The 21,372-nt window shown below is 44.8% G+C and carries 18 protein-coding genes and 2 tRNA genes; 17 read left to right on the forward strand and 3 right to left on the reverse strand.

What is annotated here, in order from left to right; genetic code table 11:
• Window positions 1-284: 284 nt before the first annotated feature.
• A complete protein-coding gene (locus L3V27_RS18050) occupies window positions 285-1,130 on the forward strand; it encodes a magnesium transporter (RefSeq protein ID WP_237312454.1) in 846 nt (281 codons plus the stop codon).
• Here the strand turns inward: L3V27_RS18050 and dacB are convergent.
• Together dacB and L3V27_RS18060 are read right to left on the reverse strand one after the other, a co-directional pair.
• Window positions 1,109-2,530, reverse strand: coding sequence for a serine-type D-Ala-D-Ala carboxypeptidase (gene dacB, locus L3V27_RS18055; protein ID WP_164666319.1), 1,422 nt, complete (start codon window positions 2,528-2,530; stop codon window positions 1,109-1,111). The genes L3V27_RS18050 and dacB overlap by 22 nt on opposite strands.
• Before the next feature lie 186 nt (window positions 2,531-2,716).
• Complete coding sequence (locus L3V27_RS18060) at window positions 2,717-3,727, reverse strand: porin (protein WP_012841444.1); 1,011 nt, start codon at window positions 3,725-3,727, stop codon at window positions 2,717-2,719.
• 545 nt (window positions 3,728-4,272) lie between these two features.
• On the opposite strand from L3V27_RS18060, the gene greA reads away from it, so the two are divergent.
• Window positions 4,273-4,746, forward strand: a complete 474-nt coding sequence (gene greA, locus L3V27_RS18065; protein ID WP_005380065.1) for a transcription elongation factor GreA — start codon at window positions 4,273-4,275, stop codon at window positions 4,744-4,746.
• An 83-nt stretch (window positions 4,747-4,829) separates the two neighbouring features.
• On the opposite strand, the gene yhbY is transcribed toward greA, so the two are convergent.
• Complete coding sequence (yhbY, locus tag L3V27_RS18070; protein ID WP_005380066.1) at window positions 4,830-5,126, reverse strand: ribosome assembly RNA-binding protein YhbY; 297 nt, start codon at window positions 5,124-5,126, stop codon at window positions 4,830-4,832.
• A gap of 138 nt (window positions 5,127-5,264) precedes the next feature.
• Here yhbY and rlmE point away from each other — a divergent pair, with 138 nt between their 5' ends.
• The 15 genes from rlmE (at window position 5,265) to nlpI (ending at window position 21,348) form a co-directional block, all read left to right on the forward strand.
• Window positions 5,265-5,894, forward strand: a complete 630-nt coding sequence (rlmE, locus tag L3V27_RS18075) for a 23S rRNA (uridine(2552)-2'-O)-methyltransferase RlmE (protein ID WP_005388985.1) — start codon at window positions 5,265-5,267, stop codon at window positions 5,892-5,894.
• Between the two features lie 108 nt (window positions 5,895-6,002).
• Window positions 6,003-7,976 (forward strand): ATP-dependent zinc metalloprotease FtsH, encoded by a 1,974-nt coding sequence (ftsH, locus tag L3V27_RS18080; RefSeq protein WP_041852890.1) that lies wholly within the window; start codon window positions 6,003-6,005, stop codon window positions 7,974-7,976.
• 52 nt (window positions 7,977-8,028) lie between these two features.
• On the forward strand, window positions 8,029-8,859 hold the full coding sequence (folP, locus tag L3V27_RS18085; protein WP_031780413.1) for a dihydropteroate synthase: 831 nt from the start codon (window positions 8,029-8,031) through the stop codon (window positions 8,857-8,859).
• A gap of 19 nt (window positions 8,860-8,878) precedes the next feature.
• A complete protein-coding gene (glmM, locus tag L3V27_RS18090; protein ID WP_005394663.1) occupies window positions 8,879-10,219 on the forward strand; it encodes a phosphoglucosamine mutase in 1,341 nt (446 codons plus the stop codon).
• A gap of 221 nt (window positions 10,220-10,440) precedes the next feature.
• On the forward strand, window positions 10,441-10,779 hold the full coding sequence (gene secG, locus L3V27_RS18095; protein ID WP_005394661.1) for a preprotein translocase subunit SecG: 339 nt from the start codon (window positions 10,441-10,443) through the stop codon (window positions 10,777-10,779).
• A 16-nt stretch (window positions 10,780-10,795) separates the two neighbouring features.
• Window positions 10,796-10,879: transfer RNA gene (locus tag L3V27_RS18100), tRNA-Leu, on the forward strand.
• Between the two features lie 56 nt (window positions 10,880-10,935).
• Window positions 10,936-11,012, forward strand: a tRNA-Met gene (locus L3V27_RS18105).
• Window positions 11,013-11,237: 225 nt separating this feature from the next.
• Window positions 11,238-11,693 carry a ribosome maturation factor RimP gene (gene rimP, locus L3V27_RS18110; RefSeq protein WP_005394659.1) on the forward strand — a complete coding sequence of 152 codons (456 nt, stop codon included), beginning with the start codon at window positions 11,238-11,240 and terminating at the stop codon, window positions 11,691-11,693.
• Between the two features lie 36 nt (window positions 11,694-11,729).
• Window positions 11,730-13,217: a transcription termination factor NusA gene (gene nusA / locus L3V27_RS18115; RefSeq protein WP_005380084.1), complete on the forward strand. Its 1,488-nt coding sequence runs from the start codon at window positions 11,730-11,732 to the stop codon at window positions 13,215-13,217.
• Window positions 13,218-13,239: 22 nt separating this feature from the next.
• Window positions 13,240-15,948 (forward strand): translation initiation factor IF-2, encoded by a 2,709-nt coding sequence (gene infB / locus L3V27_RS18120; protein WP_012841448.1) that lies wholly within the window; start codon window positions 13,240-13,242, stop codon window positions 15,946-15,948.
• A gap of 114 nt (window positions 15,949-16,062) precedes the next feature.
• Window positions 16,063-16,458: a 30S ribosome-binding factor RbfA gene (gene rbfA, locus L3V27_RS18125; RefSeq protein WP_005394657.1), complete on the forward strand. Its 396-nt coding sequence runs from the start codon at window positions 16,063-16,065 to the stop codon at window positions 16,456-16,458.
• Window positions 16,458-17,411 (forward strand): tRNA pseudouridine(55) synthase TruB, encoded by a 954-nt coding sequence (gene truB / locus L3V27_RS18130; RefSeq protein ID WP_237312455.1) that lies wholly within the window; start codon window positions 16,458-16,460, stop codon window positions 17,409-17,411. The genes rbfA and truB overlap by 1 nt, the downstream gene beginning before the upstream one ends.
• 141 nt (window positions 17,412-17,552) lie before the next feature.
• Window positions 17,553-17,822, forward strand: coding sequence for a 30S ribosomal protein S15 (gene rpsO / locus L3V27_RS18135; protein WP_005380094.1), 270 nt, complete (start codon window positions 17,553-17,555; stop codon window positions 17,820-17,822).
• A 291-nt stretch (window positions 17,823-18,113) separates the two neighbouring features.
• Complete coding sequence (gene pnp / locus L3V27_RS18140) at window positions 18,114-20,249, forward strand: polyribonucleotide nucleotidyltransferase (RefSeq protein ID WP_005394655.1); 2,136 nt, start codon at window positions 18,114-18,116, stop codon at window positions 20,247-20,249.
• Window positions 20,250-20,427: 178 nt separating this feature from the next.
• Window positions 20,428-21,348: a lipoprotein NlpI gene (nlpI, locus tag L3V27_RS18145; protein ID WP_012841449.1), complete on the forward strand. Its 921-nt coding sequence runs from the start codon at window positions 20,428-20,430 to the stop codon at window positions 21,346-21,348.
• Window positions 21,349-21,372 lie beyond the last annotated feature (24 nt).

Consider the following 21,372-nt stretch of genomic DNA (forward strand, 5'->3'; position numbering starts at 1 on the left):
TCGGAGATTTACATGAACAATACCGACCATCCTCCCAGTCGTTGGGTGAGTAAGAGCAAGGGAGCGAAATAACCCGCTTCGGTATTGGCGATCTCCGCCTTACCTAAGTGGTGAGGCATCTTTTCTAATTTTCTTCTCGTTATTTCCTTCATACATTCTGAATAGACAGTGCATCCGCATTGGTCTTCTCTGTGCATCTTAATTGTTGTATGACTTTAAGTATGCAAGATTGACTTTGCGTGCCTTGTCGATGGTCGTTACCAATGCCAATCGGGAGATTCGCCATGACGGTAATGAACAACACTTTTATTGAAACAACACCAAACTTTTCTGAGGTAGAAATTGGTGCAGCTCGCAATGCATTTTTGCAGTATGAGCAAGAGCAACAAGTCCATTTGCTTACGATCATGCCGATTGATGAGGCGGTAGGTATTTTACAGCATTGCTCTGTCGGTTATGTGAATAGTCTTATTGCTCAACTTGAGCAAGCAGACCATGACAAACGCGCACGTCATTATGCTCACCAATTGGGTTTGCATATGTCTGAAGTTGATACACCTGATGGTTATTTATCGACTAGTGTTTTGGGGCACGTGAAGCAGCGTATTGGGTGGATCATTGCACTGGCCCTTTTAGGGATTGTGTCGGGTTTGATCATTGCTCAGTATGAGGACACCCTTAGCCAGCTCGTTTTGCTTGCGGTGTACATGCCTGTGATCGCTGCGGCTGGTGGTAATACAGGAACACAAGCTGCAACTTTGGTGATTCGTGCTCTTGCAACTGGAGAGCTAAAAAAACGCCAATGGCTAGAGGTTTTGTGGAAAGAGAGCCGCGTTGCTCTATTTATTGCGTTAGCTATCGCTATCGTGATGATTGGACGCATTATGTTATTTAGTGCCGGTCAATCTACAGGGGGCTTTGAACTTACCGATATCGCACTGGCAATAGCAGTTGCGCTGTTCATTCAAGTCACCATTTCTACAACATTGGGCGGGCTGTTGCCAATTATTGCACGAGCTTGCAAGTTGGACCCAGCCGTATTGGTGAGTCCAGTTCTTGCGTCTATCGTCGATATTTCAGGAATGTGGATTTACTTTAACGTGGTGAACTATTTCTTAGGTATTGCCTGACTAAAGTTCACAATATCATTGTAAAAAAGCTGCTCAAAATGTGTAATAGGGGCGATGACAGGTTTGTTATCGTCCCTTTTTTCTGGGAAGTAGTCTGAAACAAACTGAACAAAAACGGTATTAGGTTGACCATTTTTATCCAAGCCATATCCGGCCATGTTGTAAGTTCCGTAGAGGGAGCCGCTTTTGGCGATCAATTGTCCTTTAATTGGCAACTTTCGCATACTTTGTCGGTACTTTAGTGTGCCTGACTCACCTGACTTCGGCATGATGGCGATCAGTTTAAGCTCGTCTTCGTGCTTCCAAATATAACGAAGAATTTCCGCCATTTTGGTGGCGGAAATACGGTTGTTTCGCGAAAGTCCTGAGCCGTCTTCCAGGCGCGCATTACGAATATCAATACCAGTGTTGGCGAAAATGATCTGCTTGATCGCCTCTGTACCGTTGGCAAAGCTACCTGACTGAACAAAAAACTTAGCGCCAAGTGTTTTGGTTAATGTATCTGCAATCAAGTTATCAGAGTTTTTAAGCATCTCTTCCAGAATGTCTGGTAATGCTTCTGATTGATGCATGGCGATTAGCTTGCGCTGTTTTTCCGGAGCCGAGCCGATCCTAATCTTTCCTGACAACTCAATATTGAGCTGCTTAAGCAAAGCTGCCAATCTATGGCTGGTATAAAGTTCGGGATCTTGAACGGCAAATTTAAGTGGCAATGGTTTCTCCCTCTCAACTAAGCATCCAGTTAGTTTGTAGTTGTTATCAGGGTTTGCGACTAAGCCTAAATCGCAATGACGACTTTTCTTAATGGTTTTAGAAACGGTCTCGACAGTACTTGTTACACGAATAGGTTGATGCTCAGGTACGTAGACTCGAGTCCCACCGTCTTTTTGCGTATAGATAGAAGCCTGCACACAGTTGTTATTGAGTGTGATGGTCGATGCCGGAGCGCTGTAGCAAACTCCCAAGATATCCCACGGCCAGCCTACTGCACGGTTGTAACCAGTGAATGCGCTGTTATCGAGCCATAAGTCACCGTCAATACGTTTTAAACCATTTTTCTTGGCTAGGGTAAGAAGTGATTTTAAATCGTTGGTTTGGAGCGTTGGATCGCCGACAAAGTAAATCACTGCGTCTGAGCTCGACGCTTCTAGCTTGGTTCGAAAGCGGAAGTTATCACCCAGCTCTAACTTCGCCGCTAATGCTGTGACGATTTTTAATGTACTGGCTGGTGGGAATAATTGTTCGGTAGGATGAACACCGTCAAGTTCAGCATTCTCACTGAGTTTTTCCGCGACTAAACTGATGCGAGAGCCTTCCGGCAACACTTCTTGATGAGGGTACGCTTGTGAAAAAGCAGAAAGTAATGAAGAGAATATGAGCAAGGGCCAACGTAAACGCATAATGATACTTTCTAAGGTGAGTTATGTGATTGAGTATACGCAAGTCCTTTCAATATGCTAGGTAACTAAAGAAATGCTTTATATGTCATCAGGAATGAGACATGAGAGAAAGGCGCGCGGCTTAAAATGGAGTATAAAAAATGCCCGCTTGAAGCGGGCATTCGATATTCTAGTCAAAGACCGGAATTAGAAGTCGTAACGTAGACCTAGAGCTAGCTCGTCTTCAGCATCGATCTTGTTCGCAACTGTCTTACCGCTAGTTGAGCCGAACTTATCGCCAGCGTCAATTAGGTTGAAGTTGTAAGAAACGTAACCGCGGAAGTTAGGTTTGAAGTAGTAAGAAGCATCAACAGCGAAGTTGTTTGCAGAAGTCTCGTTGTCAGTTTCTGCATTGTTGTACGTCGTTGTGAATACTGTTTGACCTAGCGTGTAAGCACCCGCTAGTTCGTAACCAGTGTAATCAACAGTGTTGTTGAATGTGTCAGTCATTTTTTCGCCATCTGTGAAGATACCAGCGAAGTAAAGATCAGACATTGTGTAAGATGCAGCTAGCATGTACTCGTTTGCATCGTATTGGTCTGCGTAACCAGCACCAAGCTCAAGACCAGTGTCTGCTACAGCGTAGATAGCTGATAGAGAGTAGCCGTCTTGTTTGTTATCAGAGTATTCACCGTTTTGTTCTACACGGTCAGCGAAGCGGTAGCTTGCTTTAACACTTAGGTTTTCGAATTGACCTTTGTAAGCCATCATGTTGTCTGTACGGTCTGCTACAGCTAGTTTGTCTGCTGCAGAGTTACCGTGGTAAGCCATGATATCTGTGAAGTCAGTGATAACGCCTAGTGCACCTTCAGTTTTACCGTATGCGAACTCACCGTAAGCACCGCCAAGACCAGCGTAAGCAAGACGAGTTTCTAGATCGCTCTTGTCGTCGCCGTCTACAGTACCGTTTTGAGCAGTCTCAAATTCACCTTCCCAGAAACCAACACCGTATAGGTTGTCATTGATCTCTTGTTTACCAAGGAAGTTTAGACGGATGCGAGATTTGTCTTGAGCGTCGCCATCTTTCATAGATAGACGTGCTTCAGCACGGCCGCCCATTTCTAGAGAAGTGCCGTCTTGGTTGTAAAGTTCAGCTGCGTTTACGCCAGTTGCCATAGCTGCTGCAGATACAGAAAGAGCAATTAGAGTCTTTTTCATCTTATTTGTCCTAGTTAGCTGTCCATAATCATTGTTGTATGGGGGAGAGGTAATCTCTCACAAGTTGTTGGTCTATAATCGGCCAATGAGCGGTATAATTCGCCCTTGTAAGCCTTTGATCTAACAACTCGCTGGACATGTTTTACTGCTAAAGTTTCCGTATGAGTTAGTAAAATGATATAAATCGTATCGATGAACACTGTTCGATTGTTCTGTATTTTGATTTAACTTTTTGTTTTAAATGATATTTTGTGGCTATAACATTCGTCTGACATTGATTAGTTTTTATCTTTTTTGATGTTTTTGGTGTAATGAACAGTGTTGTTTTTCAACAAATTGCGACAGTGATGCACTCTAGAATCGTTCTAAAAGTGACTTATATCATTATGCCGAAAATGCATAGTCTTACAGCCTTTCGAATTAAGATGATTTCGTCCGGGAGTTTGTTTACACTAAATGAAATACATCTTTAAGCGCACTACCCAGCCCTATGGCAGGGTGGGCTTTTTTTTGTCCAAAGACCCATTTGGGCTTGAGGTTATAAAATGGAAAAAGTTCCAATGACACTACGTGGCGAGCAAAAGCTACGTGCAGAACTCGATCGTCTACTTAAACTACGTCCTCAAATTTCAGAGGCAATCGCTGAAGCTCGTGAGTTAGGTGATTTAAAAGAGAACGCAGAATATCACGCCGCTCGAGAAGAGCAGGGTATCTGTGAAGCACAAATCCGTGACATTGAATACAAACTGTCAGTTGCTCAAGTAATTGATGTAACGAAGATGGAGAACACGGGTAAAGTTATTTTTGGTTCAACCGTAACCTTGATTGACATCGACACCGAAGAAGAAAAAACATACCAAATTGTTGGTGATGACGAAGCAGACATTAAAGCTGGCCGTATTTCAGTAAGCTCACCAATTGCTCGTGGCTTGATCGGTAAGATGGAAGGCGATGAGGTTGCTATTCAAACTCCGGGTGGCGCGAAAGACTTCGAAATCGACCGAGTAGAGTACATCTAAGTCGTTGAGAGTAGTCTGTTACTCCAATAAAACGCAAAAAGGTCGCCAATGGCGACCTTTTTTCTTCAGCAACGTAAGTAGAATTACTTACGAGGGATTTCGATTTTACGCTCTTCAGACTGGCGGTACAGCACAAGCACTTTACCAATAGTCTGAACTTTTTCTGCGCCCGTCTCACGTACGATAGCGTCGATGATTAGCTGTTTTGTTTCACGATCTTCTGAAGCAACTTTTACTTTGATCAGTTCGTGATGGTTAAGAGCGATTTCAATTTCTGCTAGCACGGCTTCTGTAAGTCCATTTGCGCCCATTAGCACGACAGGTTTTAAACTGTGAGCTAGGCCTTTAAGGTGCTGCTTTTGTTTGGTGCTTAGGTTCATTACGCGGCCAATTTTCTTTAAAATAAGGGTTGAAAAAAGCTATTTTAACGCCATCTATTGCTGAAGACTATAATTTATTGAGTAATAGGTAGCGCCTATTAAAACAATAGCTCCAATTTGCGCCTTGTTGGGATTAAAATGAGTAAACAAAAACATTCGGCTAGTTCTGGTCGTTGGTTGAAAGAACACTTTGATGATAAATACGCGAATGAGGCTCGTAAAAAAGGCTATCGCTCACGTGCTTATTTCAAGATCGATGAGATTCAAACGAAAGATAAATTGTTAAAGCCTGGGATGACAGTCGTCGATTTGGGTGCGGCACCGGGCGGGTGGTCTCAATATGCTGCTAAGATAGTAGGAGACAGTGGTCAGATCATTGCGTGTGATTTGCTTCCTATGGACCCGATTGCAGGTGTCAGCTTTTTACAAGGCGACTTTCGCGATGATGCAGTATTGGAAGCTTTGCTAGAAAGAATCCAACCTTCAATGGTAGACGTAGTAATGTCTGACATGGCACCTAATATTGCGGGAAATAACTCTGTTGACCAACCTCGTGCTATGTATTTAGTTGAATTGGCTTTAGATATGTGTCGACAAGTTCTAGCGCCTAATGGTAGCTTTGTCGTAAAGGTTTTCCAGGGGGAAGGCTTCGATCAGTATGTGAAAGAAGTCCGAGACATGTTTAAAGCCGTAAAAATTAGAAAACCAGACTCATCGCGAGCTCGCTCTCGAGAAGTCTTTGTTGTAGCCACTGGTTACAAAGGTTAACCATTTTGCTCTCTTGAGAGCGTGTTAACACTATAGCTACAGTGAATGAACTGTAGTACCCTACCTTTAATTACAATTAGTTATCGAGAGGCTTACACCTTGAGTGACATGGCAAAAAATTTAATTCTGTGGCTTGTTATCGCCGTCGTATTGATGTCGGTATTCCAGAGCTTTGGCCCTGGAGAAAGCAATGGCAGAACCGTGGATTACACCACGTTTGTACAGGAAGTTGGCCAAGGCCAGATTCAAGAAGCAACTTTTAAAGACGGTGAAATTAGCTTTGTTCGTCGTGGCGGCGGTGCCAAAATGGTCACTTACATGCCAGTGTATGACCAAAAGCTTCTAGATGACCTAATTAACCAAAACGTGAAAGTACAGGGCACGCCTCCAGAAGAGCAAAGCTTGCTTGGTACTATTTTCATTTCTTGGTTCCCAATGATCTTACTGATTGGTGTATGGATTTTCTTCATGCGTCAAATGCAAGGCGGCGGCGGTAAAGGCGCCATGTCTTTTGGTAAGAGCAAAGCTCGAATGATGAGCGAAGAACAAATCAAGACAACTTTTGCTGACGTCGCTGGTTGTGACGAAGCAAAAGAAGACGTGAAAGAGCTGGTGGACTACTTGCGTGATCCAAGCCGCTTCCAAAAACTGGGCGGTAAGATTCCTACTGGTGTGTTAATGGTTGGTCCTCCTGGTACGGGTAAAACGCTTCTAGCGAAAGCCATTGCTGGTGAAGCAAAAGTACCATTTTTTACCATCTCGGGTTCAGATTTCGTAGAAATGTTTGTGGGTGTCGGTGCATCTCGTGTACGTGACATGTTCGAACAAGCTAAGAAAGCAGCGCCTTGTATTATCTTCATCGATGAAATCGATGCGGTAGGTCGTCAGCGTGGTGCTGGTGTTGGTGGTGGTCACGATGAACGTGAGCAAACACTAAACCAAATGCTAGTAGAGATGGATGGTTTCGAAGGTAACGAAGGTATCATCGTAATCGCTGCAACTAACCGTCCAGACGTTCTTGACCCAGCGTTGCTACGTCCTGGTCGTTTTGACCGCCAAGTAGTGGTTGGATTGCCAGATGTACGTGGTCGTGAGCAGATTCTAAAAGTACACATGCGTAAAGTCCCTCTAGCAGGTGACGTAGAGCCTTCTCTAATCGCTCGTGGTACACCAGGCTTCTCTGGTGCTGATTTAGCAAACCTAGTCAACGAAGCGGCGCTATTTGCTGCGCGCGGTAACAAGCGTAACGTTTCTATGGTTGAATTCGAATTAGCGAAAGACAAAATCATGATGGGTGCCGAGCGCCGTTCAATGGTTATGTCTGAAGAGACAAAAGAGTCAACGGCTTATCACGAAGCGGGTCACGCAATTGTTGGTCGTTTAGTACCTGAGCACGATCCAGTGTACAAGGTGTCGATCATTCCACGCGGTCGCGCGTTGGGTGTGACTATGTACCTACCAGAGCAAGACCGTGTCAGCATGTCTCGCCAGCATCTAGAGTCTATGATCTCTAGCTTGTACGGTGGTCGTCTAGCGGAAGAGCTTATCTACGGTGCTGATAAAGTCTCAACAGGCGCGTCAAACGATATTGAACGTGCAACTGATATTGCTCGTAAGATGGTTACTCAATGGGGTTTCTCTGAAAAGCTTGGTCCTCTACTGTATGCAGAAGATGAAGGTGAGGTGTTCCTTGGTCGTAGCGTGACTCAGACTAAGCATGTATCTGATGATACGGCGAAGCTGATTGATGATGAAGTTCGTCAAATCATTGACCGCAACTATGACCGTGCGAAGAAGATTCTTCAAGAAAACATGGATATCATGCATGCGATGAAAGATGCGCTGATGAAGTATGAAACCATTGATGCTCGTCAAATTGATGATTTAATGGAGCGCAAAGCTGAAATTCGTGAGCCTGCGGGTTGGAGTGATAACTCAACTAGCAAACCTGAAGACAGCGAGAAGCCTCAAGCAAAGCCAGAAGTTAAAGAAGAAGCAACGGACGCTGCGAAAGATGCAGAAAAGTCTAGCTCTCCAGAAGCGACTTCTAGCGAAGCGCCTGAAAAGAAAGACTCTGAATAAAGAGTGTTGATAATAATAAACCCCGAGTTATCTCGGGGTTTTTGTGTTTATGATGATGATTACAGCAAATAACAAATCTTTAGATCTTTCCCGTCCACATGTTATGGCCATTCTAAATGTGACTCCGGATTCCTTTTCGGATGGTGGTAAATACAACTCGATTGAACTCGCCCTTGCTCAAGTTGATAAAATGATAAAGGCTGGTGTAAGCATTGTTGATGTTGGTGGGGAGTCGACAAGGCCTGGCGCGCCAGATGTGTCTTTAGAAGAAGAACTTCGACGTGTTGTCCCAGTAATCAAGGCCATTCGTGAAAAGTACGATGTGTGGATTTCGGTCGATACCAGTAAAGCGGAAGTTATGCGTCAAGCTATTGATGCTGGTGCAGATTTGATCAATGACATTCGATCTTTGCAAGAACCTGGTGCTCTCGAAGTCGCAGCAGAAGCAAAGCTTCCAATTTGTCTGATGCATATGAAAGGTCAACCTAGAACCATGCAAGTTGCACCTCATTATGATGATGTGATGAGCGACGTATCTGCCTTTCTAGAAGAACGTATCGCGGCATGTGAAGCAGCAGGGATTGATAAATCTCAACTGATTCTCGATCCTGGATTTGGCTTTGGCAAAACGATAGAACACAATTATCATATGCTCGCTCATCTTGAAAAGTTTCATGAATTCGGCCTGCCAATTTTGGCTGGCATGTCTCGTAAATCAATGATTTTTAAATTGTTGGATAAGCCTGCGGCTGAATGTACAAATGCGAGTGTCGTTTGCGCTACGATTGCAGCAATGAAAGGCGCGCAGATCATTCGTGTGCATGACTTTGAAGAGACAATCGAAGCAATGAAAGTTGTTGAGATGACGAAAAACAATATTTAAAAATAATAAAGGAAAGTTTATGTCGAATAAAAGACGTTACTTTGGTACTGACGGTGTGCGCGGTAAAGTAGGACAATACCCAATCACTCCGGACTTCGTACTTAAGCTTGGCTGGGCTGCTGGTCGTGTACTAGCAAAACAAGGCACAAAGAAAGTTATTATAGGTAAAGATACGCGTATCTCCGGTTATATGCTTGAATCTGCATTAGAAGCAGGCCTTGCTGCAGCGGGACTTAAAGCAACATTTACTGGTCCAATGCCAACCCCAGCAGTGGCATATTTAACTCAAACTTTCCGCGCAGAGGCGGGGATTGTGATTTCTGCATCGCATAACCCATATTACGACAACGGCATTAAATTCTTTTCTTCTGAAGGTACTAAGTTACCTGACGATATCGAGTTGGCGATTGAAGCTGAGCTGGATAAAGACATTGAATGTGTTGAGTCTGCAGAACTTGGTAAAGCCACTCGTCTAAATGACGCTGCAGGCCGTTACATCGAATTCTGTAAGAGTACTTTCCCATCTGAATTGAGTCTTGCAAACTTTAAAATCGTGGTAGATTGTGCGCACGGTGCAACGTACCACATTGCTCCAAATGTCTTCAAAGAGCTTGGCGCAGAAGTTATTGCAATGGGCGTAGAGCCTAACGGCATCAACATTAATGAAGAAGTGGGCGCAACAGATGTTCGTGCGCTTCAAAAGCGTGTCGTTGAAGAGCAAGCGCACCTTGGTTTAGCATTTGATGGTGATGGTGACCGTATCATTATGGTCGACCACCTTGGCAACAAAGTCGATGGCGACCAAATCGCTTACATTATTGCTCGTGATGCTCTTCGTCGTGGTGAGCTAAAGGGTGGTGTAGTTGGTACGTTGATGACTAACTTGGGCATGGAAAATGGCTTAAAGCAGCTAGGCATTCCATTCGTACGTGCCGCTGTTGGTGACCGTTATGTCATGGAACAACTGCTAGAAAAAGGCTGGAAAATTGGTGCTGAAAACTCAGGCCATGTGATCTTATTAGATAAAGTCACCACGGGCGATGCGATTGTTGCAGCACTGCAAGTGCTGGCTTCTGTAGTTGGCAGCGATATGTCTTTGCATGAGCTATCGCAAGGCATGACGTTGTATCCTCAGGTTCTAGAAAATGTCCGCTTTGCAGGGGAAAGTAATCCTCTTGAAGCTCAAGCAGTACTAAACGCCGTCGCCGAAGTAGAAGCGACGCTGGGTGATAAAGGACGTGTATTGCTGCGTAAATCTGGCACAGAGCCTTTGATTCGCGTTATGGTGGAAGGTGAGGATGGCGAGCTAGTTCAAAGCTCTGCATTGAAAATTGCCGAAGCTGTAAAAGCAAGTTGTTAATCATTGCGTTAAAGTGTGCAGTGAATGAAAAGGGCATCTTTTGCCCTTTTTTTGAGCGCTTAGCGCATTGGCATTGATTTTTTACTAATTTTCCCTTGTCAGCGTTACCGGCTTTCGCTAGTATTGCTCCGCCTCCCGTTAGGAGGTCGCTAGCCTTGTTCAATTATGATTTATTCTCTTGAACGGCGCTGGCTCAACAATTTGGAACATAGGTGGAAAAAATGTTTTCAGTTCTACTTGTGATTTACCTGTTGGCAGCGCTTGGTGTGATTGGCCTTGTGTTGATTCAACAAGGTAAAGGCGCAGATATGGGAGCCTCGTTCGGTGCTGGTGCTTCAAACACAGTGTTTGGTGCTGGCGGCTCAGGTAATTTCTTAACCCGAACAACTGCTATTTTAGCAACCGTATTCTTTATCGTTAGCTTGTTGCTTGGTCGTATGTCTACGCACAAGATTGAATCACAATGGGTAGACCCAACATTAGGTCAACCAGTTGTTGAACAAGTTAAGGATGCAGCGAGTGAAGTTCCAGCCCCTGCGGGTGATGAAATTCCTCAATAAGCTGTAAGGTTTTGATGCCGAGATGGTGAAATTGGTAGACACGCTAGCATGAGGTGCTAGTGCCTTAGGTGTGAGGGTTCGAGTCCCTCTCTCGGCACCATGTATTTACAAACTTGTAAATCACTTGTTTGCGAGTATAATGCTCAGCAAGTCGGACGCGGGGTGGAGCAGCTTGGTAGCTCGTCGGGCTCATAACCCGAAGGTCGTCGGTTCAAATCCGGCCCCCGCAACCAATCTCTTTCTTTAAGAAGAAATCGTAGATTGGCAAGTTTGCGTAGTGCTAACCACACTACGAGTTAAGAGAAGCATTTGTTGGCTATTCTTAACGTATCAGGGTCCAGCAGCATAAAACCCCGACTATCGGGGTTTTTTGTTATCTGAGCTTTTTGAAATAGCTCAGAGACTGCTTGGTTTTTTGATTGGGCTCTGAGCCCTTTTTTTGTTTCTGGAGTGGTTAAATGACTGGTTTAGAAAGACAACTTACTGAAATGCTTGAAGCACCAGTAGAGGCATCAGGCTATGAGTTGGTTGGATTAGAATTCATTCGTGCAGGCGCGCACTCAACGTTACGCATCTACATTGACCATGAAAATGGTATTAACGTGGACGACTGTGCAGAAGTTAGCCACCAAGTTAGTGCGGTTTTAGACGTTGAAGATCCAATTTCTGTTGCTTACAGCCTAGAAGTGTCTTCTCCAGGTTTAGAAAGACCACTTTTTAAAGCAGCACATTACGAGCAATTTATTGGTCACGAGGTCAGCATCGTATTGAAAATGGCTGTAGCAAACCGTCGTAAGTGGAAAGGTATTATCCACGGCGTTGATGGCGAAACAGTGACAATTACTGTAGACGGTCAGCAAGAAGAGTTTGCTCTAAGTAACATTTCCAAAGCTAACCTGATCCCTAAATTTTAGTTCCCTAAAAAAGTTTAAGCTTAGAGGCTAAATACAATGAGTAAAGAAATTTTAGCGGTAGCAGAAGCGGTATCGAACGAAAAAGCGGTACCTCGTGAGCGTATCTTTGAGGCTCTTGAGATTGCTCTAGCAACTTCTACAAAGAAAAAATACGAAATCGAAATCGACGTACGTGTTGCCATTGACCGTAAAACTGGTGAGTTTGTGACTTACCGTCGTTGGTTAGTTGTTGATGATGTTGAGAACCCTACAAAAGAGATCTCACTAGAAGCAGCACAGTACGAAGATGACTCAATCGAGCTTGGCGACTACGTAGAAGACGAAATCGAATCAGTAACGTTTGACCGTATTACGACTCAAACGGCTAAGCAAGTTATCGTACAAAAAGTTCGTGAAGCTGAACGTGCACAAATCGTTGAGCAGTTCATCGACAATGAAGGTGATCTAATCACTGGCGTTGTGAAAAAAGTAAACCGCGACACAATCGTACTTGACCTTGGTAACAACGCTGAAGCGGTAATCCTACGTGATGACCAACTTCCTCGTGAAAACTTCCGTCCAGGCGACCGCGTACGTGGTCTTCTTTACAAAGTCGCGCCTGAAGCACGTGGTTTCCAATTGTTCATCACTCGTTCTAAGCCAGAAATGTTGGCAGAACTGTTCCGTGTTGAAGTGCCTGAAATCGCTGAAGATATTATTGAGCTGAAAGGCGCAGCACGTGATCCTGGTTCTCGCGCTAAGATCGCTGTCAAAACAAATGACAAACGTATCGACCCTGTAGGTGCGTGTGTTGGTATGCGTGGTGCACGTGTACAAGCTGTTTCAGGCGAACTTGGTGGTGAGCGCATCGATATCGTGCTTTGGGATGATAACCCTGCTCAATTCGTTATCAACGCAATGGCGCCAGCTGATGTTGCTTCTATCATCGTTGATGAGGATGCACACTCAATGGACATCGCAGTTGAAGCTGACAACCTAGCGCAAGCTATCGGTCGTAACGGTCAAAACGTGCGTCTAGCATCTCAACTAACAGGTTGGGAACTGAATGTTATGACAGTTGCTGATCTTCAGAAGAAACACGCTGAAGAATCACAAGCATCTATTGAAAACTTCATGAAGTACCTAGATATTGAAGAAGACTTCGCTCAACTTCTTGTTGAAGAAGGTTTCTCAACGCTAGAAGAAATCGCATACGTGCCAGTTAACGAGCTACTAGAAATCGATGGTTTGAATGAAGAACTAATCGAAGAGCTTCGTGGACGTGCAAAAGATGCACTAACGACGATCGCACTAGCACAAGAAGAGTCTTTTGAAGGTCTAGAACCAGCTGAAGATCTGCTTGCACTTGAAGGTCTTGAGCGTGAGATGGCATTTAAATTGGCAGCGAAAGGTGTAGCGACACTGGAAGATCTTGCTGACCAAGGTATTGACGATTTAGAAGGTATCGAAGGCCTGACCGAAGAACGTGCAGGTGAGCTAATTATGGCCGCACGTAACATCTGTTGGTTCGGCGAAGAAGCATAATTTTCGGCAAGGAGGAAGCGGCATGACACAATTAACAGTTAAAGCACTGAGTGATGAGATTGGTACGCCAGTCGACCGCTTGATTGAACAACTTGCTGACGCTGGCATTAAAAAGGCGAGCTCTGACAATGTTACTGATGAAGAGAAGCAGAAGCTTCTATCTCATCTAAAGAAAGAACACGGTGATAAATCAGGTGATTCAGAGCCGACTCGCCTTACGCTTCAGCGTAAAACTCGTAGTACACTTAGTGTGAACGCGGGTGGTGGTAAGAGTAAGAATGTTCAGGTTGAGGTGCGCAAAAAACGTACATACGTGAAGCGCAGCACAATTGAAGATGAAGCGAAACGTGAAGCTGAAGAAGCAGCACAACGTGAAGCAGAAGAAGCAGCAAAACGTGCAGCAGAAGAAGCTGCAAAACGTGAAGCTGAAGAAGCTGCAAAACGTGAAGCTGAAGAAGCTGCAAAACGTGAAGCGGAAGAAAAAGCGAAACGTGAAGCTGAAGAAAAAGCGAAGCGAGACGTAGATACGAATGCACAACGCAATGCTGAAGAAAAAGCAAAGCGTGATGCTGAAGAGAAAATTAAGCAAGAAGCAGCGCGAAAAGAGGCCGACGAGCTTAAACGTCGTCAGGAAGAAGAAGCTAAGCGTAAGGCTGAAGAGGAAAGTCAGCGCAAGCTTGAAGAAGCTCGCGAATTGGCTGAAAAGAATAAAGAGCGTTGGTCTGCTGCAGAAGAGAAAAAGGGTGATATGGAAGATACAGATTACCATGTAACGACTTCACAATACGCACGTGAAGCCGAAGATGAAGCAGATCGCAAAGTAGAGAGCGGTCGTCGTAAGAAGAAAAAAGCTTCAGGTAAAGACGACCAAGCTCGCGGTGGCCGTAACAACCAACGTGGCGGTAGAGGTCGTAAAGGCAAACTTGCTAAACCGACTTCAATGCAGCATGGCTTTGATAAGTCAGCAACGGTTGCTAAGCAAGACGTTGTAATTGGCGAAACGATCGTTCTATCAGAACTTGCTAACAAGATGTCGGTTAAAGCGACAGAAGTTATCAAAGTAATGATGAAGATGGGCGCTATGGCGACTATCAACCAAGTGATCGACCAAGAAACAGCACAACTTGTTGCTGAAGAAATGGGCCATAAAGTAGTTCTTCGTAAAGAGAACGAACTGGAAGAAGCGGTACTATCTGACCGTGACACTAACGCGGAAGCAGTTCCACGTGCTCCAGTTGTTACTATCATGGGTCACGTTGACCACGGTAAAACGTCAACACTTGACTACATCCGTCGCACACACGTTGCTTCTGGCGAAGCGGGTGGTATTACTCAGCACATTGGTGCGTACCACGTTGAAACAGACAATGGCATGATCACGTTCCTTGATACTCCTGGACACGCAGCGTTTACTGCAATGCGTGCTCGTGGTGCTCAAGCGACAGATATCGTTGTTCTTGTAGTTGCAGCAGACGATGGCGTAATGCCACAAACAGTAGAAGCGATTCAGCACGCGAAAGCGGCAGGCGTTCCTCTAATTGTTGCTGTGAACAAGATCGATAAAGAAGACGCGAACCCAGATAACGTTAAGAACGAGCTTGCTCAATACGACGTTATTCCTGAAGAGTGGGGCGGTGAGAACATGTTCGTTCACATCTCTGCTAAACAGGGTACAAACATCGATGGTCTTCTAGAAGCAATCCTTCTTCAGTCTGAAGTTCTTGAACTTACAGCTGTAGCTGAAGGCATGGCATCTGGTGTTGTTGTTGAATCTCGCCTAGATAAAGGTCGTGGTCCAGTTGCAACAGTACTTGTTCAATCAGGTACACTAAACAAAGGCGACATCGTTCTTTGTGGTCAAGAATACGGCCGTGTTCGTGCAATGCGTGATGAGCTAGGTAAAGAAATTACTTCGGCTGGCCCATCTATCCCTGTAGAGATCCTAGGTCTTTCAGGTGTACCATCTTCAGGTGATGAAGCAACAGTAGTTCGTGACGAGCGTAAAGCGCGTGAAGTCGCTAACTACCGTGCTGGTAAGTTCCGTGAAGTGAAACTTGCTCGTCAGCAGAAATCTAAACTAGAGAACATGTTCTCTAACATGACTGCTGGTGAAGTTGCTGAACTTAACGTTGTACTTAAAGCAGACGTTCAAGGTTCTGTAGAAGCAATCGCAGACTCACTAGTTAAGCTATCTACTGACGAAGTTAAAGTGAACATCGTTGGTTCTGGTGTTGGTGGTATTACGGAAACTGACGTAGTACTAGCGGAAGCTTCAAACGCAATCATCCTTGGCTTTAACGTTCGTGCAGATGCTTCTGCTCGCCGTGCTGTAGAAGCCGCAGCTGTTGACTTACGTTACTACTCAATCATTTACCAATTGATTGACGAAGTGAAACAAGCAATGGGCGGTATGCTTGCTCCAGAATTCAAGCAAGAGATCATTGGTCTTGCTGAAGTTCGTGACGTGTTTAAGTCACCGAAACTGGGCGCTATCGCTGGTTGTATGGTTACAGAAGGTGTGATCAAGCGTAACAACCCAATCCGTGTACTACGTGATAACGTTGTTATTTACGAAGGTGAACTAGAGTCACTACGTCGTTTCAAAGATGACGTTCAAGAAGTTAAGAATGGCTACGAATGTGGTATCGGCGTTAAGAACTACAATGATGTTCGCGTTGGTGACCAAATCGAAGTCTTCGAAATCGTTGAAATTAAACGTACTCTAGACTAATTGACTAAAATTACTAATATTGTCTTTGAAAGATAAGTAGTAATTGGTTGTTGAATACACCATGGGGGGCTGGCTTTGACCAACCCCCCATTCTTTCTATATAAGAGTAAAGATATGTCAAAAGAATTTAGCCGCACGCAGCGCGTTGCACAGCAGCTGCAAAAAGAACTAGCGATGATCCTTCAACGTGAAGTTCGTGACTCTCGCCTTGGCATGGTGACGATCTCAGACGTAGAAGTTTCTCGTGACCTTGCTTACGCAAAAGTATTTGTAACCTTCCTATGTGTGGGTGAGCAAACACCAGAATCATGTCTAGCTGCACTACGCGAGCACGAAGTGCACATTCGCATGATGTTAGGTAAGCGCATTCGCCTACGTCTAACGCCAGAAATCCGCTTCCATTATGACAATACGCTTGTTGAAGGTATGCGTATGTCTAACCTAGTGTCTGAAGTGGTAAGCTCAGACAAGAAAAAGCAAAAAGACTCTGGTCGTGAGGACGAAGAATAATGGCTCGTCGTCGTAAAGGTCGTCCAATTAATGGCGTTATACTGTTGGACAAACCAACAGGCATCTCTTCCAATGATGCACTGCAAAAAGTAAAGCGAATCTACTTTGCTGAGAAAGCAGGCCACACTGGTGCCTTGGACCCATTAGCGACAGGCATGCTGCCAATTTGCTTGGGTGAAGCGACGAAGTTTTCTCAGTTTCTTCTAGATTCTGATAAACGCTACCGTGTGATCGCAAAGCTTGGTGAACGTACCAACACGTCTGACTCGGATGGTGAAGTCGTAGATACACGTCCAATCGATGTTACGTTAGACAAGCTAGAAGCGTGCATTGAGAAGTTCCGTGGCGAATCTGATCAAGTACCTTCCATGTTTTCAGCGTTGAAATATCAAGGGAAACCCTTGTATGAATACGCTCGCAAAGGCATCGAAGTTCCGCGTGAATCTCGTAAGATCACGGTATACGAGATTGTTCTTCACCGTTTTGAAGGCGATGAAGTCGAGATGGAAGTTCATTGCTCAAAAGGCACCTACATTCGTACCATCGTGGATGACCTAGGCGAAATGTTAGGTTGTGGTGCGCACGTAACTATGCTTCGACGCACTGGTGTTGCGAAATACCTTTACGAGAAGATGGTGACACTTGAGCAACTGAATGAGTTACTAGAGCAAGCACACCGTGAAGAACGCGCTCCTCGAGAACTACTGGACCCATTGCTGTTACCAATGGATACAGCGGTAGAAGACTTACCAGAAGTCAACTTAGTGCCTGAACTGGCGGATATGGTTCAGCATGGGCAACCTGTTCAAGTATTTGGTGCGCCTACCGAAGGCTCACTTCGCCTTACCATGGGTGAAGAGCGTTTGTTTATTGGCGTTGGCGAAATGAACGAAGATGGCAAAATCGCTCCTAAGCGATTGGTTGTGTTTCGAGATGACGTCGCATCCAAGTAAATGATTGAAAATACCGACCTGAGTGTCGGTATTTTTATATTGCACGAGATAGGAAATTTCCCTATAATCCGCGCTTCGCGTAGCGGCTGAATCAGAGATTGGCTGCTACAACTTTAAACCTACTCTTATTAGGAGAGAATTATGTCTCTGAATGCAGAAACTAAAGCAGCAATCGTTGCAGAATACGCACAAGGCGAAGGCGACACTGGTTCACCAGAAGTTCAAGTAGCTCTACTTACAGCTTCTATCAACCACCTACAAGGTCACTTCAAAGCGCACAAAGGCGATCACCACAGCCGTCGTGGTCTTCTACGCATGGTTTCTCGTCGTCGTAAGCTTCTAGATTACCTAAAAGGTAAAAACCTAGCTCGCTACCAAGACCTAATCAAACGTCTAGGCCTACGTCGCTAATCAGCGACTGCATAGCAGTTTGTCTAAAAAGGGGCTTTATGCCCCTTTTTTGTTGCCTAAATTTAGCCAAATTAGACTTATGCCGTTATAATACTGGCGGCTAAACCTCGTAAGAGGTTTTCTCAAAGCTCATAGCATTACAGTCAACCACGTCGACCAAAAGGTCGCGACTATTCAAAAGGAATTTCCGAGTTTCTTTTTACTAGTCGCGATTCGTAATGCCTTGAGTGTCAATTAACACATCTAAGATTTCTTTAAGCACTAAAGGAAGATTAGAAACAAGGAATAACAATGTTCGAAAAACCAGTTGTTAAAACGTTCCAGTACGGTAACCACACAGTTACTTTAGAAACTGGCGTTATTGCACGTCAAGCTACAGCAGCAGTTATGGTCACAATGGATGATACGTCTGTATTCGTATCTGTTGTAGGTAAAAAAGAAGCCGTTGCAGGTCAAGACTTCTTCCCACTAACGGTTAACTACCAAGAGCGTACTTACGCTGCGGGTAAAATCCCAGGCGGCTTCTTCAAGCGTGAAGGTCGTCCTTCTGAAGGCGAAACGCTAACAGCTCGTCTAATCGACCGTCCAATCCGTCCGCTATTCCCAGACGCGTTTAAAAACGAAGTTCAGGTTATCGCGACAGTAATGTCTGTAAACCCAGATGTTCAGCCAGATATCGTTACAATGATCGGTACTTCTGCTGCTCTTGCTATCTCTGGCATTCCATTCAACGGCCCTATCGGTGCGGCGCGTGTTGGTCATATCGATGGTCAGCTTGTACTTAACCCTAGCCAAACTGAACTAGAAACTTCTAAGCTTGATCTTGTTGTTGCTGGTACAGAATCAGCCGTACTGATGGTTGAATCAGAAGCGGACAACCTAACTGAAGAAGAAATGCTAGCAGCGGTTGTTTACGGTCATGATCAACAACAAGTCGCTATCAAAGCTATCAACGAATTCAAAGCAGAAGTGGCAACTCCTGCTTGGGATTGGGTAGCTCCTGAAGAAAACACAGCGCTTAAAGATAAGATTGCTGAGCTAGCAGAAGCGAAGCTTGTTGAGGCTTACAAAATCACTGAGAAGATGGCTCGTTACGACCGTATCAATGAGATCGCTGCGGAAGTAAATGAAGTTCTTCTTGCTGAAGATCCTGAAGCGGATACAAAAGAAATCCACACTATCTTCCATGATCTAGAGAAAACAGTTGTACGTCGTAGCATCATCGCGGGTAACCCTCGTATTGATGGCCGTGAAAAAGACATGGTTCGTGCACTAGATGTACGCACTGGTGTTCTTCCTCGCACACACGGTAGCGCGCTATTCACTCGTGGTGAAACTCAGGCTATCGTGACGGCAACTCTAGGTACGCAGCGTGATGCTCAAATCATCGACGAGCTAACAGGTGAGCGTAAAGATCACTTCCTACTACACTACAACTTCCCTCCATACTGTGTTGGTGAAACTGGTTTTGTAGGTTCTCCTAAGCGTCGTGAAATCGGTCACGGTAAACTGGCTAAACGCGGTATCGCAGCAGTAATGCCTTCTGTTGATGAATTCCCATACACAGTACGTGTTGTATCGGAAATCACTGAATCTAACGGTTCTTCTTCAATGGCTTCTGTATGTGGTACTTCTCTTGCGCTTATGGATGCAGGTGTGCCAATCAAGTCTTCTGTTGCGGGTATCGCAATGGGTCTTGTTAAAGAAGGCGACGACTTCGTTGTTCTTTCTGACATCCTTGGTGACGAAGACCACCTAGGTGACATGGACTTTAAAGTAGCGGGTACTAACACTGGTATCACAGCACTTCAAATGGACATCAAGATCGAAGGTATCACTAAAGAGATCATGCAAATTGCGCTTAACCAAGCTCAAGGTGCACGTAAGCACATCCTATCTGTAATGGATGAAGCTATCTCTGGTGCTCGTGAAGACATCTCTGAATTTGCTCCTCGTATTCATACAATGAAGATCAGCGCAGAGAAGATCAAAGACGTTATCGGTAAAGGTGGTGCAGTTATCCGAGCTCTAACTGAAGAGACTGGTACAACTATCGAAATCGAAGACGACGGTACTATCAAGATTGCTGCAACTGAAGGCACTGCTGCGAAAGAAGCTATCCGCCGTATCGAAGAGATCACTGCTGAAGTTGAAGTTGGCCGTATCTACACGGGTAAAGTTGCACGTCTAGCTGACTTCGGTGCATTCGTAACGGTTCTTCCAGGCAAAGATGGTCTTGTACACATTTCTCAAATCGCAGAAAAACGTGTTGAGAAAGTGTCTGACTACCTAGCTGAAGGCCAAGAAGTTCAAGTTAAAGTTCTTGAAATCGACCGCCAAGGCCGTGTACGTCTAAGCATGAAAGAAGCGGTAGAAAAGCCAGCTGAAGAAGCTGCTGCTGAAGCACCAGCTGCGAAAGACGAGTAAGACAAAATGAGACTTTCAGCCTTTTATTAGATTAAGGGCCTGAAAGCATGTTATAAAAGGGGAGCATTTTCGCTCCCTTTTTTTGGTTTATTTCGACGCATTAACCTCAAACGAGGTTATCGCCTATATTGCATTAAGAGAAATAAATCTTGAGCGGTCCAAACAGGAGTATCAATTAGTGAAATGGTTTCAAACCGCAAGTTTATGTGTTGCTATCGCGCTGACCGGTTGTGCAAATACTTCTCAGCAATCAGCACAAAAGTGGCTATATCCACCGATGGCGGTGCCACTTCAGCCTAGCGTTCAACAAGAAGTACAAATCGCGCGTTTATCGCAGTTGCTACAACGTCCTGATCTTAGTGATGAAGTACGCGCTAAAATGCATTATGAGCGCGGTAGCTACTACGATAGCGTTGGTTTGCGTGATCTTGCCCGTTTGGACTTTAACCAGTCTTTGCAGTTGAATCCTGCTCAACCGGATATCTTCAATCTTTTGGGGGTGTATTTCACCCAAGTAGGGGAGTTTGACGCGGCTTATGAAGCGTTTGATTCGACCATAGAGTTGGCTCCGGATAATACCTATGCTGAGCGCAACCGTGCGATTGCACTGTATTATGGTGGCCGAATCGATCTCGCTTTAGAAGATATGACCAAGCACTATCAAGAAATGCCAACGGATCCTTTTCGTTCATTATGGCTGTACATCATCGAAGCTGAGCAAAATCCAGAGCAAGCAAAAGCCAATCTTCAACAGCGTTATTTACGAGATCGTAGTGAAGAGTGGGGATGGGTTCTTGTTGCTATCATGCTACGAGACGTCTCGGACGAAGACGCTCTTAAAGCAATTATGGATGGAACGAGAGAGAACTATCGCCTAGCTGAACGATTGACGGAAACGTATTTCTACCTTGGAAAGCGTAATCAGCTTGAAGGTGACATCGCAAGTGCCATCTCACTTTATAAGCTCGCGATTTCGTTCAACGTTTATGATTATGTTGAGCACCGGTATTCCTTCTTGGAACTGGCACAAATCTACGATCAATTACAGCAAGACAGATTGGCCAAGCTAAAGGCCGCTAAGAAGCAGGAAATTGAATGATTTAGAGCCGCTCGATGAGAGCGG

The organism is Vibrio sp. J2-3(2022) (assembly GCF_021725735.1).
Classification (GTDB): domain Bacteria; phylum Pseudomonadota; class Gammaproteobacteria; order Enterobacterales; family Vibrionaceae; genus Vibrio; species Vibrio diabolicus.